The 16,500-nt window shown below is 61.6% G+C and carries 13 protein-coding genes; 3 read left to right on the top strand and 10 right to left on the bottom strand.

Annotation, left to right across the window (positions count from 1 at the left end; all coding sequences use genetic code 11):
• Positions 1 to 37: 37 nt before the first annotated feature.
• Both I6E73_RS14095 and I6E73_RS14090 read right to left on the bottom strand, forming a co-directional pair.
• Positions 38 to 1,276, bottom strand: a complete 1,239-nt coding sequence (locus I6E73_RS14095) for a PrsW family intramembrane metalloprotease (protein ID WP_197126540.1) — start codon at positions 1,274 to 1,276, stop codon at positions 38 to 40.
• Positions 1,277 to 1,319: 43 nt separating this feature from the next.
• Positions 1,320 to 2,147 (bottom strand): hypothetical protein, encoded by an 828-nt coding sequence (locus tag I6E73_RS14090; RefSeq protein ID WP_197126538.1) that lies wholly within the window; start codon positions 2,145 to 2,147, stop codon positions 1,320 to 1,322.
• Positions 2,148 to 2,272: 125 nt separating this feature from the next.
• Between I6E73_RS14090 and I6E73_RS14085 the strand changes: the two genes are divergently transcribed.
• Positions 2,273 to 3,748, top strand: coding sequence for an AlkA N-terminal domain-containing protein (locus tag I6E73_RS14085; RefSeq protein ID WP_197126536.1), 1,476 nt, complete (start codon positions 2,273 to 2,275; stop codon positions 3,746 to 3,748).
• Positions 3,749 to 3,757: 9 nt separating this feature from the next.
• Complete coding sequence (locus I6E73_RS14080) at positions 3,758 to 4,384, top strand: protoporphyrinogen oxidase (RefSeq protein ID WP_197126534.1); 627 nt, start codon at positions 3,758 to 3,760, stop codon at positions 4,382 to 4,384.
• Positions 4,385 to 4,489: 105 nt separating this feature from the next.
• Here the strand turns inward: I6E73_RS14080 and I6E73_RS14075 are convergent, their stop codons facing one another.
• The 4 genes from I6E73_RS14075 to I6E73_RS14060 form a co-directional block, all read right to left on the bottom strand.
• Entirely contained in the window at positions 4,490 to 5,947 is a 1,458-nt protein-coding gene (locus I6E73_RS14075; RefSeq protein ID WP_197108818.1) for an aspartate ammonia-lyase, read from the bottom strand.
• A 129-nt stretch (positions 5,948 to 6,076) separates the two neighbouring features.
• Positions 6,077 to 8,224, bottom strand: coding sequence for a DEAD/DEAH box helicase (locus I6E73_RS14070; protein ID WP_197126532.1), 2,148 nt, complete (start codon positions 8,222 to 8,224; stop codon positions 6,077 to 6,079).
• A gap of 208 nt (positions 8,225 to 8,432) precedes the next feature.
• Positions 8,433 to 8,777, bottom strand: coding sequence for a DUF6804 family protein (locus tag I6E73_RS14065; protein ID WP_307784326.1), 345 nt, complete (start codon positions 8,775 to 8,777; stop codon positions 8,433 to 8,435).
• Between the two features lie 49 nt (positions 8,778 to 8,826).
• Positions 8,827 to 10,710, bottom strand: a complete 1,884-nt coding sequence (locus I6E73_RS14060; protein WP_197126530.1) for a DUF2207 domain-containing protein — start codon at positions 10,708 to 10,710, stop codon at positions 8,827 to 8,829.
• Positions 10,711 to 10,776: 66 nt separating this feature from the next.
• Between I6E73_RS14060 and I6E73_RS14055 the strand changes: the two genes are divergently transcribed.
• Positions 10,777 to 12,108, top strand: coding sequence for a M20/M25/M40 family metallo-hydrolase (locus I6E73_RS14055; RefSeq protein WP_197126529.1), 1,332 nt, complete (start codon positions 10,777 to 10,779; stop codon positions 12,106 to 12,108).
• A gap of 20 nt (positions 12,109 to 12,128) precedes the next feature.
• On the opposite strand, the gene I6E73_RS14050 is transcribed toward I6E73_RS14055, so the two are convergent.
• The 4 genes from I6E73_RS14050 to I6E73_RS14035 form a co-directional block, all read right to left on the bottom strand.
• Positions 12,129 to 13,073, bottom strand: coding sequence for a glycerophosphodiester phosphodiesterase family protein (locus tag I6E73_RS14050; protein WP_197110631.1), 945 nt, complete (start codon positions 13,071 to 13,073; stop codon positions 12,129 to 12,131).
• Between the two features lie 90 nt (positions 13,074 to 13,163).
• Positions 13,164 to 14,066, bottom strand: a complete 903-nt coding sequence (locus I6E73_RS14045; RefSeq protein WP_197126528.1) for a ribokinase — start codon at positions 14,064 to 14,066, stop codon at positions 13,164 to 13,166.
• Between the two features lie 39 nt (positions 14,067 to 14,105).
• The gene (locus I6E73_RS14040; protein WP_197108830.1) at positions 14,106 to 15,578 is read right to left on the bottom strand and encodes an SDR family oxidoreductase; all 1,473 of its coding nucleotides are present in this window, start codon (positions 15,576 to 15,578) and stop codon (positions 14,106 to 14,108) included.
• A 67-nt stretch (positions 15,579 to 15,645) separates the two neighbouring features.
• On the bottom strand, positions 15,646 to 16,482 hold the full coding sequence (locus I6E73_RS14035) for a CAP domain-containing protein (protein ID WP_197126527.1): 837 nt from the start codon (positions 16,480 to 16,482) through the stop codon (positions 15,646 to 15,648).
• Between the last annotated feature and the right edge of the window lie 18 nt (positions 16,483 to 16,500).

The raw sequence follows: 16,500 nt of genomic DNA, 5'->3' as shown, positions 1-16,500 counted from the left end.
GCTGCAGAGATCGTGTTCGGCCGGTGCGATCAGAGCGCTACGGTCGCCGCTCACCCGTGAGCGCGTGGCGTGCTTCGACGATTGCGCTGAGCAATACTGCCTCGTCGGCAATTGCGCCGATCCTGTCTCGGCCCGTAATGATGCGCTGACGCGCAAAAGCAAGCCGAGTGGCCTCTTGAATGTAAACCTTCATCGTGGCGCGCTTGTTGTTCTGCGCAGCCCAAGCAAGGGCGCGCCGACGGCCCTGGGAGGTCGCGAGCACCGGAACCTCATCCTGATTGAACCAGCCAGCGTTCGCGTACTCTGCGAGCCTTTCAAACGTCATCCGTTCTTCTTGGCGACGCAGGTAGACGACGATGATGATCGCAATCACGAAGAGCGGAACCTGCACGATGGCGTAGTAGCCAAAGAAGTCGTTGACGAAGAAGAGGGCGCCGTTCCACAGTGCGTGCAGCGCAATCGCGAGCCCAAGCCCAGCAGCGAAGACTCCGACACTGCGGCCGTTGCTTCGTGACCGCACGGCGAAGCCCAAAGCGATGCCAGTGCAGGCCGTAAACATGACGTGGGCGAACGGCGACATGAGGCCGCGAATGAGGAACAACTGCAGGATGCCCGTGCTGTTGTCTCCCACATTGAGGAGCTCGGAACCAAAGTACAGAATGTTCTCGGTAAAGGCGAAGCCACCAGCGATCCACGCTCCATAGACGAGCCCATCAACCGGGCCATCGAAGTGGCGTCGTGCCACCCAGAAAATCACGAGGATGCCGAGGGCTTTGCCTGCTTCTTCCACGATTGGCGCCTGAATTGCCGCCGAGAAGAACGCGTAGCCGGGCCCTGGACCACCGAGCGAGTTGATCACGTTATCGATCTCGGCTCCTACAATGAGCGCAAGCAACACGGCAACGCCAGCGCCCCAGAGGAACGCAAAGACTACCGCGAGCCGCGGCTCAGGCTCCCAACGGTCGATCCACCGCACGGCAAAAAATACGACAGCAAGCGGGACTACGGCCAACACCCCGCCGATCGCGAAGGCGTCTGTTCCAATGCCCGAAATCACGTAGACAACAACAAAGAGGAGCACAAACGAGAGTGCGATGACTCCGAGAATTCCCAGAATCAGCAGCCCCGGGCCGCGGGGCTGAGGCACATGGGGCGGCAACTGGTGCCTCCGCGCCTCGTCGGCGATCTCGGCAGATGCCGCAGTGGGGTGAGGGGCTGATCGCCCCGACGATGCCGTGAAATCGGGAGTCGCAGAAGAAGAATGGCTCTCGGTCATGTCAACGAGACTAACGTGCAGGCTGCACCCCGCTGCGTCACTGCTACTCGGTTTCTTGCTGCTCGCGCAGAATGCTGAGCGCGCGAGTGACTCGATCGCCGAGCCCCGCAACACGCTTCTTGGACGAGCGCTCCGCATCCACAATCAGGCTCATTAGTTCACCGCGGTAGACGTCCTGCGTCGACCGCACCGATGCTCCCAGCGCGAGAGATGCCTGCGCAGCGCTGACGCCAATGACGAAGCTTGCCACCAGGGCGATCACGGCGATGAGGACGGCTAAGCCCTGCGACGAACCCTGCGACGTTTCAACGACGGCAGCGATCACCAGGCCGAGAGCAAGAACAGGGGCGATCAGGCGATACGGGGTGCGCACGCTGAGTTGCAGTGCCGCACTGACCGTGCCGGCGTCCGTGTTCACGCGACCACGGGAGGCGCCGTCGATTGCCGAGACGCGTGCACGAAACTCGTCGACCTGATCTTGATGGATGCGCAGCCCGGCAGACTCGATGAGTTCGTCGCGCACGAGACGGTAGCTATCCGCGGGGGGCCGAACGACCACGACGGCAATGATCGCCACAATCGTGACCGCAACAACCACCGTGCTGAGCGCGATAAGAATTGCGGCCGGTGCTTGTGCCGGTTCAGCAAAGAAAAGGCGCGTGCTCCAGTCGGCGGCAATGGTGAGCGCCACAATCCCCAGCCCGGCTGTCGGCACGATCCACGCCACCGGGTGCAAGCGCAACCGGGTTCGAACTCCACGCGCGAGGCGAAGGTCATCAAAGCGGGCTGTGGCGTAGTCAGCGAGTTGCGCCGAAAACGCAATGAGCCAGAGAGCTGCCAGAACGGTAAGGGCTGTCCACGAAGATTCCACGGTGCGACTGTAGCCGTTCACCGTCCCCTTCTGCACCGTCGTCGTGGAGCGTTGGGGAGAAACCCTGCCACAGTGATGTCTGATTTCCGCTGGTCAGGCACCACAGGCAGTGACAGAGTTAAGCCATGGTCTCCCCCACGCTCAGCTTCGACGAGCAATACCGCGCCCTCTGCTCGCGGGATGCTCGCTTCGATGGCCAGTTCATTGCTGGCGTGCACTCCACGGGAATCTACTGTCGCCCCAGTTGCCCAGCCGTTGCGCCTCAACCACGCAACGTGCGTTTCTACCGCACCGCCGCCGCCGCGCACGAAGCGGGCCTTCGCGCCTGCAAACGCTGCCAACCGGATGCGGTTCCTGGCTCCCCCGAATGGAACCTCAACGACGATCTCGCCTCGCGCGCCATGCGGCTCATCGCCGATGGCGTTGTCGAACGCGACGGCGTCGAGGGCCTCTCAACTCGCCTCGGCTACACCAGCCGCCACCTCACCCGCGTGCTCTCTGCCGAGCTCGGAGCCGGCCCGCTTGCTCTGGCCCGCGCACACCGCGCGCAGGCCGCCCGCACCCTGCTCGCCGCGACAGAGCTCAGTATTTCTGACGTTGCCTTTGCTGCCGGCTTTTCCAGCATCCGTCAGTTCAACGACACCATTCAGGCTGTATACGAAACCACGCCGAGCCAACTACGCGCCCTCGCCAGACGCGGAGCAGCAGCGCACCCGCACGCTGCCCACGAACGCCCTTCTTCTCTCACGCTGCGCTTGCCCACCCGCGCGCCGTTCGACGGTGCAGGACTCATGACGTTCTTCGCGAATCACGTAGTAGCCGGCATCGAGACCGCCACCGACACCAGCCTTGAGCGCGCCATCCGGCTCCCCGGCGGTATAGCTCGGGTTCGTCTAGAGCTCGCAGACCAGGGCATCATCTGCACGGCCCAATTAGCCACAATTTCGGATGTCGCCCCGCTCGTCGCTCGAGTGCGTCGCCTCTTCGACCTCGACGCCGACTCGCTCGCGATCGATCACGCGCTGCGCAGCGATCCGGCGCTGGCTGGGTCCGTGGCGCACGTTCCCGGGATGCGGCTCCCCGGCAGCGTCGACACCGAAGAGACTCTCTTCCGAACGCTCATCGGCCAACAGATTTCCGTTGCTGCCGCCCGCACGGTGCACGCCCGCGTCGTGAAAGAACTGGGCAGCGACGGGCTGTTCCCCTCCGCGGCCGTGCTCGCAGCATCCGGAGCACAGGTTCTGCGGGGTCCGGCCACGCGCATTGCCAGCATCCTCGGGGTCGCCGAAGCCATCGCCTCGGGTGACCTCGACTTGGATGTCTCGACCCCTGTCAACGAATTCACAGCAAAATTGGTGGCGATGCCCGGAATCGGTCCGTGGACTGCGGGCTATATGGCGATGCGTGTGCTCGGCAACTCCGACATCATGCTCAGCAGCGACCTCGTGGTTCGCCAAGGTGCTGGGGAGTTGGGGCTGCCCGATACCGCGAAGGCTCTCACCGAATACTCACGCCGGTGGGCGCCGTGGCGAAGCTACGCGTGCATGCACCTGTGGCGATCGAGGCCCGTGCAGGTGGAGCGAAAGGCAACGTCACCGTAGGCTGGGGTCATGAACGCCAGACTCTTCATCCTCGGTTTCGGTATCGCTGTCGGATACGTTGTTGGCGCCCGCGCCGGCCGCGAACGTTACGACCAAATGAAGGGCAAAGCCACCCAGGTGTGGGAGAGCCCTCGAGTGTCGAGCGCACGCACTTCGGTCGAAGAATATGCCCGCACTCAGGCTCCGATCGTGCGCGATAAAGCAACCGCCGTGGCCAAAGCGACCCCCGGCTTCGTGAGCGCGAAGGCGAAAGATGTCGCCGAGAACACTCGGGAATTTGCCGAGCACACGCGCGACACCGCCAAAGATCTCGCGGAGAACGCAAAGAAGTCAGCCAAGGAGCTGGCGGAGAACGCGAAAGAGTCAGCCAAAGAGCTCGCCGATACCGCGAAAGAATCCGCCAAGAGCCTCGCCGATCGTGCTTCCAGCACTGCGCGCGGTGCCGTCGGTCGCGTCACGGAAACGGCCGACGACGTTCGCGAGAACGCCAATAAAGAATTAGCAGAGCTTCGCGAACGCGGCGAAGAAGCCATCGACCGCGCTTTCATCACCGCGGGTAAGGCTCGAGATGAAGCACTCGCGCCCCTCGATGACGAAGACGACGAGGATTACGACGAAACGGCCGCCCCGAAGTAGCGCCACCTGCACCACGCTTCGCTATCGCCAACGAGCGACCTGAGCACACAAAGACGCCCCAGCTTCTCTCGAGAAACTGGGGCGTCTTTCTGCCTTACCGGGTGGTTATTTTTCTTCCAACCAGGGCAACGAGATCGCTGCTGTCATCGGTGAAGTTCCGCTGAGTCGCTCAGGCGTGAGGACGCGCTTGACGTCTTCTTCCTTCATGAGCCCCGACGAGACGACAAGCTGCGCGATCGACGCGTTTGTCGTGAGCGCAGTGTGGGCAAGATTCGCTGCCGCCGCGTAGCCGATGTACGGGGTCAACGCGGTCACGACACCGACACTCGTCTCGACCTGAGCGGCAAGTCGCTCTTCATTGGCTGTGATGCCATCAATGCAGTTTTCCCGCAGCGTGCGGCAGGCGTTGGTCATCCACATCACTGACTGGAGTATCGAGTGAGCAATCACGGGCTCGAAGGCGTTGAGCTGCAATTGGCCAGCCTCCGCGGCCGCCGTGACCGTGGCATCCGCCCCAATAACGCTGAAGGCAACCTGGTTGACGACTTCGGGGATGACCGGGTTGACCTTGCCGGGCATGATCGACGACCCGGCTTGCTTGGCGGGCAAGTTGATCTCGCCGAAGCCAGCCTGCGGTCCGCTCGAGAGCAAGCGAAGGTCGTTACAAATCTTGGAAAGCTTGACAGCAGAGCGCTTGAGAACGCTGCTGAGGGTCATGAAGATTCCGACGTCGCTCGTGGCCTCGATGAGGTCGAACGCGGTCTTCATCTCGATGCCGGTCGCCTCGGTGAGGTGACGGCGCACCGCTTCGGCGTAACGCGAATCGGCGGTGATACCGGTGCCGATCGCGGTAGCACCCATGTTGATCTCGCTCATGAACGGCAGCACCTCAGTGAGACGCGCGTAGTCCTCTTCGAGGGTGTGCGAGAATCCCGTGAACTCTTGCCCAAGAGTCATCGGCACAGCGTCTTGCATTTGCGTGCGACCAATTTTGAGGATGTTGACGAACTCACGTCCCTTGGCGCCGAACGATTCCGAGAGCAACTCGTGCTCCACGAGCAGTCGCCGCACACCGAAGACCATCGCGAGCTTGATCGCCGTGGGGTACACGTCGTTCGTGCTCTGGCTGCGGTTGACGTCATCGATGGGATGCAGGAACGAGTATTCGCCTTTGCCGTGTCCCAAAATTTCCAGAGCCCGGTTCGCGATCACTTCGTTCGCGTTCATGTTGGTCGACGTGCCGGCGCCGCCCTGGATTACTCCGACGCAGAATTCTGCGTGCAGTGCGCCATCAAGGATCTCTTGGCAGGCCTGATCGATAGCGTGCGCCTTGCGTGATTCGAGAACGCCGAGTTCGGCGTTAGCGCGCGCCGCTGCCTGCTTGATGTGGGCGAGCGCGCGGACAAGATCGGGGTAAACGGAGATAGCGCGACGCGTGATCGGAAAGTTCTGCATCGCGCGTAGCGTGTGCACTCCCCAATACGCATCAACAGGGACCTCAAGCGAGCCGAGTGAATCGGATTCGATACGGGTGGCGGTGTTCTGCACAGAGGTGTTGCTCAACTCTTTTTCTCATCTCCATTGATTTTTGGCGCGACGCACAAGCGTTGTGATCACGCCTCAAGTGTACGCTCGCGCAGAGTCGTGCCGGAGGAAAGAGCGGTGACCAGAAAGCCATTTCTTAACGCGGTGCTACTCCTTGATAGCGTCGCGCAAGAGTGCCGAAAGAGCCTGCAATTGAATGTTCGCTTCGGCGACAACAGCCTCATCAGAACCGTCGAGTGCGCGGGCGGCAAGACCGGCCTTGCTGTCGATCAGTTCGGCGATGCGAGCATCGATCGTGTGGGCAGCGATGATGCGCCAGGCCGTGACAGGAAGCTCCTGACCGATGCGGTGCACGCGGTCGATTGCCTGCGTCTGCTCGGCGTTGGTCCAGCTCAGTTCGGCAAGCACGACGTTGGATGCTGCCTGCAGGTTGAGGCCGACGCCAGCGGCGGTGAGCGATGCAACCACGATCGCGACATCCGGATCATTGGCAAAGGAGTCAATGGCATTCTGACGCGCCTTGGCGCTCTGATCGCCACGGATGGAAACAGCCTTGAGGCCGACCTTCGCAAAGTGAGCCTCGGCGGTATCCATGACGTCAATGTGCTTGGCGAAGAAAACAACCTTGCCCACCGAGCGAGCGAGCTGGGCCGTGTAGTCGGCGGCCAGTGTTGCCTTGGCCTGACCGATGCGGCGCACCATCGTGAAGACGTTCTCGCCGGTGGTTGCACTCTTCGACTCTTCGAGTTCGGCGTGGGCAACAACGCGGATGAGGTCTTCAATGGCGACGTCTGGCTTGAGCTTGCGTACTCGCGTAAACCGGTCGACAAGACGAGCGGTGAGGGCTTGCTCGGCAGCACGAATCGAGCGACCGAGGTCGTTGTCGAGTTCGACGGGGATGTCAGCGATACGGCGAGCGGGGATGTCCGCGGCAACGTCGACCTTCTTGCGACGCACGATACCCATATCGATAACGGCGCGGCGCGCTTCGGAGAAGAAGCCAGGGTCGGCCGGGGTGAGATCGGTGTCTTCGAGCTTCGACATGAGCGGCGCGAGCGGCTTGGCGCCATCGATCCAGCCGAGGAACTGCCAGATGGCTCGGAAGTCTTCAATCGAGTTGATCAGCGGGGTTCCCGTGAGCGCCATGAGCAACGCCTTCGGGTACGTCGCACGAATATTCTGCGACAGGTTCAAAACGTGCTTGGAGCGTTCAGATTTGAGGTTCTTAATGAAATGGGCTTCGTCGACGACCATGCCCTTGAAGCCAAAACGACCGAGCCAACCGACGTGGCGGTCAAGAACTTCGTAGTTGACGATGACAACGTCGCTGAAGGCATCAACCGTGTCGCCATCACCGTGAACGACTGTCGCACTGCGACCAGGAGTCCAGAGTTCCACTTCGCGTTCCCAGTTGGTTTTCACCACGTTGGGCACGACGACAAGCAAGGGGTAGGAGTTGGAAGCTTCCGCCGCCATGAGCGCCTGCGCGGTCTTGCCAAGTCCTGGTTCATCGGCGAGTAAGAAGGTGCGATGACCCTGCTTGACGACCTCAACGAAACGCGCTTGGTGACGCATAAGTTCAAGATTTCCGCGCGTGCGCAGAGACTCGGCTTCTGGCAACTCCATCGAGGCAGCTCCACCACCGGAGCCGTGCTCGAAAGCACGGAAGAGTGGATCGATGAGTTCCCAGTTGGCGAGCCGGTTGTTGTGTTCCTGCTGAGGAGCAATCGCGCTGAAATCGGGAGCTAAGAATGGATTCGCCATCTGCATTTGACGAACGGATGCCGGCACGACCTGCTTCTCGATCTGCTTGTCGACGGGCTTTGGCTCTTCGGTGATGATCAGTTCATCGGGGCTCAACTCGACACCAGCGTCGAGGAGGAGGTCACGGCGCAACGCCTTCGCTGCGGGAGTGATCGGTGCCGACTCCCCCAACATCGACAGCAGGCTCGTGTCTCGAGCGGCAGTCTTCGCGAGAATGCCCGCGAGGCCATCGAGGCGCTTTTGTTCATTCGCGCGCTCAGAGTCCGTGAGGGTGGCATCCATCTTCACCCGAGCACGCTCTTCGCGCAGCAGCAGTGCCGCGACTTGGAAGCGAGCACGGTTGGCGGGCTTGAGCGGCCCCTTCTGCACGGCGGTTTCGACCTCACGGGCGGCACGGGCCAACACGGGGATCACGCCGGTGTCGTCACCGGGACGAGCACGACGACGCTGGGCACCGCCCGCTTGACGCTGACCCGAATTTTTGGGTCGTTTGTTGCGCTGTGCGGAATCGGACTTTGACGAGGTGGTCAATTATTCTCCTGGCGCTAGGCGAGCGGCTCAGTCGCGGGTACGAGGACTCATAGCCGTTGAACGAATAGACGTTGCCACGATAGGGACTTCAATTGAGTGACAACATCCACTCAAGTGAGCCAGACCCAACTGCGATGCGATTGGTGGTCTCAAGGGATGCGTGGATCAGTCTACGCAGAAAATCACCAGAGTGCGCTATCCGCGCGAATTAACCTCGACTTGTGGAGTCGGTGACACGTGCCCCAACGCCGACAGCGATGAACACGAGCGCCGCGGTGTAGTGCAGTCCTTGGAAGAGTTGGATGTCGGCAATCTCGATCGGGAAGATCGGATTCCACAGGATGGCAATCGGAATGAGGCCGATGGCCCACCACCACTGGCGCACCTGCCAGACGAGGACGACGCTGATGAGCGCGAGGATGCTCACCACATAGCGCACGACCGTGAAGATTTCGGTTCCGACTACGCCGGCGCCCACCAACAGCACGAGCGCGGCAAGAATTGCGGCGGGTAACGCCACGCGTCGGGGGCGATTCGGATACGTTGCACTCACTCGTTCGAATATACCCGTCTGCACGGAGTCGAGTTCGCCGCCCGGGGCGCTAGACCCCGCCGCCACCGCCACCACCGCCACCGCCTCCTGACGACCCGCCACCGCCGGAACCTCCACTGGAGCTACTGGAGGAACTACCGGAGTATGAACTGGCTACCGTGGTGGAAAAGTTTGAGATGCTCGACGCGAAGATTACAGCGTTGAAGCCGCCGCTTCCGCGGTACCAGTCAGGCGAGCTATCGGCGTAGTAGCGGCCGAGCTCGGTCGACCATTCCTTCTCAAGCCCAAACAGAACCGCGTACGGCAGGAGCTTCTCGTACACCTTGAGGACGTCGGTGTTGCCTGTTGCTTCATTTCGCTCGCGCAAAGCGCCCTCGGGGCTTTGCAACATCCGCAAACGGTCGGCCTCTGCCAGGCGGATATAGAGCTTGAGCCCCTCCAAATGATCGCGCAGCTCGGCCCCGTGAGGGGTGAGCGGTGAACGCGCAAGAAGCGCCAGCGTGATCACGGCAGCAATGATGGCCGCCATAATGACCACGAAAGGCACCGCGGCGCCGTAGGAGCCCGAGATCAAGCTAATGCCGAAGAAGATCGCCATAATGACCGCGACAACAGCGACGAGTAACGGCAGAAAATTGCGGCCGTGAACCTTGCGACGGTAGCCAGCATCCGCGAGACCGGAACGTTCCGCCATAATCAGCTTGTAGAGCTTCTGGCTGAGCTTGGCATCCGTTTTCTTCATATCCCGGATGGCGCCGTGTTGAAGCGACTGACCGAACAGGGCGCGCAAGATGTCGAGCTGGTGCCCCGTCACCCCTGTGGGGTCGGTCAGTTCGAGGCGGTACGTGGTGCGAGATGAAAAGAATCCGCTCGATTCTTCTTCGAGGATGCGCAGCTTGCCCCGCACCGCAAAGTCGAGAATCTGCGCGGCGATTGCCTTGTCACTTTTCTTGATCACGAGGGCAGCGGTCACGACAGGGATGTCGCGGGGCGGCGCATACTCGGCGATGATCGTGGGGCGCCCAGCAGCATCCGCGAGAGTGGTGCGACGAAGTCGGATAGCCCAGATAAGCGCTCCGATCGCCCCGATGAGTCCGAGCGGCTGAACGAATCCTGCCGCCGAACCAAAGTACGAGCTATCGCGCGCGACGAAAGTGTCGGGAACGAATCCGAACGCCACAGTCACGTTCTGGCCGGGCCCTACGAGCTCTCGAGTGGCGACGAAGGTGTCGGCGTCGAGCGTGGCGATTTCGCACGTCTCGGTGGAGCCGTCCGCGCCCCAATAGCAATCGGGTTCGACGCTCAACGCCTCACTGAGCCCTTCGCCCAGATGAATAGTGGCCGTGACCGAGCCGAACGGTTGATTCCAGCCGGTTCCGTTGGTGTCCCAGTAGAACTCGTCGGCGTTGGTATCGGCGGCGAACCGCGTCACGTTCGAGCGGGTGTAGGTGAAGACGTACGTGTGCGCCCCCTCGACGAACGATCCGGAAGCACTCGTAATCAGGGTGAAGTCGCCGTCGTCCTCCACGTCAAAATCACGCGGCTCTCCCGCCTCATCCGTCACAGCGATGTTCTGAATATCGACAGGGTCACCCTTGTAGAAATTGGGGATGGCCCGACGCATTCCGCGGTTTTGGTCGGGCGGAAAGTTGGCGACGAAGGTCTCAACCGTGAGCAGCGTCGAGTGGCCTTCTGCGTCACGATCAAGAAAGAAATCTGCGTCGTAGCTGTCGAACACGAAATCATCGAGGCCCGAGTGAACAACGCTGGTGACAGCGCTACCGGCGTTACTGATGGCGACCGGATGCTCGGCCGCCGTCGCCGCGAGAGGTGCTGTGCCGAGCGCCAGCACGACCGCTAGCGCCCCCACGAGCCGCGCGCCGAGTCGCACGCTCAACCGGGCTCGAGTGCGTCGCTGCGCTCTGGTCGTCATGGCGTCTCCGTTTCCATCACCCTCGCGGGAAAACACGCACCGCCCAGCGCTCGCTAGAGTCGAGGTATGAAGAGTGCTTTGGCTGTCGAACATCTGCAGGAACTCGTTCGAATTCCCACCATTTCGCGGGAGGATGCCTCCGCTACTGAATGGCAAGAGTTCGATCGATTCGTCCAGACGCTGCGCAAACTGTATCCACTGTGCCACAGCCGGCTCGAGCGTGAAACGGTGCTGGACCATTCCCTGATTTTCCGTTGGCGTGGTCGCGCATCAACTGAGCCCGCCGTGCTCATGGGGCATTACGACGTTGTGGCAGCGACCGACGAGGGCTGGAAACGGCCGCCGTTCGCTGCCGAACTCAGCGGTAAAGACGATGAACAACTGATCTGGGGTCGAGGCACGCTCGACGACAAAGGTTCTGTAGTCGCCATCCTTGAGGCAGTCGAGGCGCAGCTCGAGGCTGGTCTTGTTCCTGCCCAAGACATCTACTTGTGCTTCGGCCATGATGAAGAGACTCACGGCTCCGGGGCGTCAGCGATTGTTGATCTCTTGGAAAGCCGTGGCGTCAGCCCCACCTTCGTGCTCGACGAGGGCGGCGCCATTGTCGATGATGTTTTTGAGCAGGTTGACTCCCCCATGGCGGTCGTTGGCGTTGCTGAGAAAGGCACGGCCGCTCTTCGCCTGACGGTCGACCAGTCGGGCGGTCACGCTTCCACCCCACCCCAGTTTCCCGCCGCGGTTCGTCTCGCTCAGGCGATCATGCGCTTGAACTCTCGGCCATTTCCGTCTCGACTCACTCCCACGGGCGCCGACCTCCTGCGTCTGCTCGGCGAGCACGCTGGCGGCGTAACCGGCTACTTGCTGCGCAACGTGTCGTGGACCAAAACCCTGCTGCTGCCGATTCTCGTGCGCAAAAGCGATGAACTCGCCGCCATGATGCGCACAACGCAAGCGGTCACGATTCTGGAGGGCGGTCACGCCGTCAACGCCATGCCCGAACGGGTCAACGCCATCATCAACGTGCGCATTGCCGTGAACTCGAGCCTCGAAGAAACGGTCAAGCATGTCACGCGCGCGATCAACGACAAGCGCGTTCGAGTGACGGTCGACTCCCCCGGCGAACCATCGCCGGTTTCAGCCACCACCGGCCTGGCGTGGGAACTGCTGCGCTCAACGATCGAGAAGAGCTTCCCAGGAACCCTCGTGACCCCGTACGTACAAAATGGCGCTACGGACAGCCGCCACTTCACCCGCATCAGCACCGGCGTCTACCGCTTCACGCCGTTCGCGATGGCACGAGAGGTGCGCGACACTCTGCACGCCCGCAATGAGCGGATGCTCGTGAGCAGCTACCTCGACGGCATTGCGTTTTATCGAGCCCTCATCGCTTCGCTCTAGGCGAGGCGGTCACGGCTGGGTTATCCCGCAGCAGCACGACGAGGCGCTAGCGGGAGGGTATTTGCGTCCGAGACTTCTTTCGCGATCCACGTGCCGAGCTCTGCCGGACGATCGGTGACGATTCCGTCAACGCCGAGGGCGACGGCATCCGACCACGTATCTGAATCGTTGAGGGTGTAGATCAAGATGCCGAGACCCGCATCGTGCACGACTTGCACGAGATTCGGGTCGCGAGTGATGGCTTTCTTGCTCGTGACGAGTGCCACGGCGCCCGACGCGGCCGCGAGTTCAGCCGGATCGCCCACGATGTCACGAACGATAAGCATCCCGGGCAATTCGGGGCTCACCCGCTGCACGGCCTGCAACGTCATGATGTCGAAGCTCCCGATGATCACGTGGTTGTTCACGCCATTGCGGGCAATCAGATCGGCGACGAGCGCGACCTGATCGTCGGTCCACGAGCCTTTGAGTTCCAGAATCGCGTTCTTTGTTGACCAGCGGAGCACTCCCAGAAACTGCTCAAGCGTGGGCACGGTGGCTCCGGCGAATTCCTCGCCGAACCACGAGCCAGCATCGAGGGCAGAAAGCTCCTCGTAGGTGTACTGCCACACCGGCCCAGTGCCGTCTGTTGTGCGATCAACGGTCCAGTCGTGCATGAGCACGGGAACGCCATCGGCCGTCAGCTGCACATCAGTTTCGACATAGTCGGCCGCGCTATCAAGCGCGAGACTCAAGGCCTCGATCGTGTTCTCGGGAGCAACCGTCTTGTCGCCGCGATGACCGGCGATGAACGCGGCCTCCCCCGGCGCCTTGAGCGAGGTGAAAACTCCCGCCGCATGCACGCGGGCGACGTTAGCGTTCAGTACGAGAGCGAGCGTGATTGCCGTGACAATCGTGGCCGCTAGCGCAGCTCTCCGCGCTCGAAGATGGTGTTTCGGGTGTGCCAGGTGATGCGATGTCGCCATTGACTCGCCGTCCTTGTGTCGGGTTGCCGCACGTTCACGGTGACCCCACTATAGCGAGCCTGTTACCAATCCGTTACCTTTTGGGGCGGATTAGTTAAGGCGTGTCTCAATCGCTGCCCGGTGCGGAATCGACGGCACAGCACCGTGGTTCTCCACCGAAATGGATGCCGCAGCCCCGGCAAAGCGCAACGCATCATCCATCATCATTCCCTCGACAACGCCCGCGGCGAAAGCACCACAGAACGTGTCGCCAGCGCCGGTAGCGTCTACGGCCGTGACACGGTGAGCAGGAACGACGACCGGCTCAGAGCCTACGCGGTGAAGAGCAGCACCCTTCGAACCCAAAGTGACGATGACAGTGGAGACGAGGCTCAGGAGGCGCTCGCCCACTCCCTCAAGGTCAGCAGAGAGGCCGTTATCGCGCGCGAGCTCAGCAGCCTCGTGCTCATTGACGATCAGGATGTCAAGGTTGTCGAGGAGTTCTTTGGGCAATGCCTGAATCGGCGCCGCGTTCAGAATCACCTGCGTGCCAACGGCGTGCGCAATACGCGCTGACTCGATCACGGTAGCCAGCGGGATCTCCAGCTGCATCATGACAGCGGATGCTGCGCTGATCGCGGCGGAGTCTTCGCTCGTCAGGTTAGCGACGTCGTTATTGGCTCCGGCCTCAACGATGATCGTGTTCTCACCCGTGGGATCGACGGCGATGAGCGCGGTTCCGGTTGGCTTGTCTGTGGTCTTCAAGTGCGACACATCGATGGAGTCAGCCGCGAGACCGGTACGCACCATTTCTCCGAAACCATCGTTTCCGACGGCACCGATAAACGTGGTGGCTACTCCCGCGCGCGCTGCCGCAACCGCTTGGTTTTGGCCCTTGCCGCCCAGAGCAGTGTTCAGCCCTTGAGACATGACGGTCTCCCCCGGAGAGGGAATCCGTTCCACTCGAAAGACCTGATCAATGTTTGCGCTACCGACGACGACGATTCCTGACATTAGTCAAAAGTAGCGCATTCCCGGCGCGAACGGCGCACTTTATTCGGCAGCGTCAGCTTCGGCGGCTGCCACAATCCGATTCACCATGCCACTAAAGATCACGCCATGGAACGGCAGAATTGCGGCCCAATAGAGCCGGCCGCCTAAACCGCTCGGAAAGAACACGGCACGCTGGCGATACACGGCACCGTCAGCGCCGCGATCCTCCACCGTGAGTTCAAGCCACGCTCGCCCAGGGAGCTTCATCTCGGCACGCAAGCGCAAACTGTGCCCGCGGTCGATGCTTTCCACTCGCCAAAAGTCGAGGGCATCGCCTGTATTTAACGTGCTCGGATGGCGACGACCACGTCGTAGTCCTACCCCGCCAACGAGCTTGTCGAGCCAGCCGCGCAGAGCCCACGCCAGCGGGAAGGAATACCACCCGTTCTCGCCACCGATTCCCTCGACGACGCCCCACAGGGCCTCCGCCGAAGCCGGAGTTTCACGTTCCCGAAGATCGGTAAAGACCGTGTGCCCCGTCCACTCCGGGTCGCTAGGAATCGGATCGCTCGGCGCACCAACAACGGTGGCGTCCTGCCAGCTCGTTTCAACCTCGCCGTCGCCCATCTTCACGAGAGCTAAGCGCACCGAAGCGCGGTATCCCGTAAGGCCGCCCTCGGGTTCCGGGATGAAATCTGACACCGACGTGTCGCGTACGACACAGTCGAACTGCAGAGATTCGATAATCGGCACGGCGAGCAACCGCGGGATGGGCGTCACCAGGTTGACCCACTGCGAAGCCAGCCACGGGGTCAGCACCGGTAATGACGCGATGGGGCGCTGGTGAAGGCCAGCCTCAAGGGCGTAGCCATTCATCATCTGGCCGTAACGCAACACATCCGGGCCACCGATGTCGAAACTGCGATTGAGATCTGCCGGCAATTCGAGGGCCGAAACGAGGTAGTAGAGCACGTCGCGCACCGCGATCGGCTGAATGAAGTTGCGCACCCACTTGGGTGCCGGCATGTAGGGCAGCACCTCGGTGAGGTGACGGATCATCTCGAAGGATGCCGACCCGGAACCGATGACGACTCCCGCATTGAACGCAATCGTGGGCACACCAGATTCCAGCAGGATGTTGCCGACCTCGGCACGACTGCGCAAATGGCGGCTCAGCTCAGCGATATCCCCCGCGGGGTGCAACCCACCGAGGTACACAATGCGTGAGACGCCGGCCTTCTTGGCTGCCTTCGCCACATTGTTTGCGGAGAGCTTCTCGGTCTTTTCGAAGTCGCCGGCAGCGCCCATGGCGTGCACCAAGTAATAGAGCGCATCGATATCGACCATGGCGTCCGTGAGTGAACTCGCGTCGGTGAGATCACCAACGACGACGTCAACATCGTCACTCCAAGGAACGTCCTGAAGCTTGCGGGGGTTGCGCACCAGAACGCGCACCGTGTGGCCTGCTTCGATCAGCCGAGGTACGAGTCGGCCACCCAAATATCCTGTTGCTCCAGTTACAAGAACGCGCATGCGGCAACACTAGGCAGCGCGACTGGGAAGCAGCGCACAAACGCCTAGATACTCGCCGTAGGTTCTTCTATCGGCGGGCGCGACGCGCTACGGGCCGTCGTGACTTCAGACGACGCCACACCACAAACCAGAAGCCTCCGCCGACCGCAAGCAGGGTGAAGAAGATGGTCCACGAAATCCACGTGTAGTCCGGTTGAGTGCCATAGACGCTGGCCTGCAATTCGGCTTGAGTCAACGTCGGGGCTGCGTCGGCATCAATTTCACCGATCGTGCCGTCAGCTGACGACCCCGACGACGAGTTCGACCCCGCCCCAGAATCCCCGGCGTCGGTTGCTGTCGGCGTGGGAGTGGGCGACGCGGAAGACGTCGCCGTTTCGCTCGACTCCTCAGAAGGCTCGGGAGCCGGTGCGGGAGCTGCGGAGGCGGCATCCGGTCCAGTGTGGCCGGGATAGGTCGCGAGGACCTGCACTCCCCACGTCGTGCCGCCGCTCGTATAAAACGCGATACCGATGTCGGTGAACGCGCCCAAGATGTTCTCGCGGTGGCCCTGCGACGACATCCAGCCGTCATGCATGGCCTGCGCGGTGCGGTACCCCTGCGCCACGTTCTCGCCGGCGGAACGCCAACCAGTCGGGATCTGATCCGAATAGTTGGGGTTGTGCGACATCGTGTTGTTCGCCGCCATCTTCTTGGCCCACGCCAACGCAACCGCGTCCATCTCTGCATTGCGGATGAGGCCGAGCTGACCGTCATCCCAGCGAGCTTGGTTCACAAGTCCGTGAATAGTGTCTGCCTCGGCGGCCGAGGCAGAACTTGCGGCACCGAGGGGAACAAGGAACATCGCCAAGAGAAGCGCAAAAAATGCGCTGGCGATACGAGACGGAGTGTGGCGTGAAAAAATCATTACTCAGCAAGTATCCGT

The organism is Salinibacterium sp. SWN248 (assembly GCF_015864575.1).
Classification (GTDB): Bacteria; Actinomycetota; Actinomycetes; order Actinomycetales; family Microbacteriaceae; genus Rhodoglobus.
Note: the sequence above shows the minus strand (reverse complement) of the source record. Positions and strands in the feature narration are given on the sequence as shown.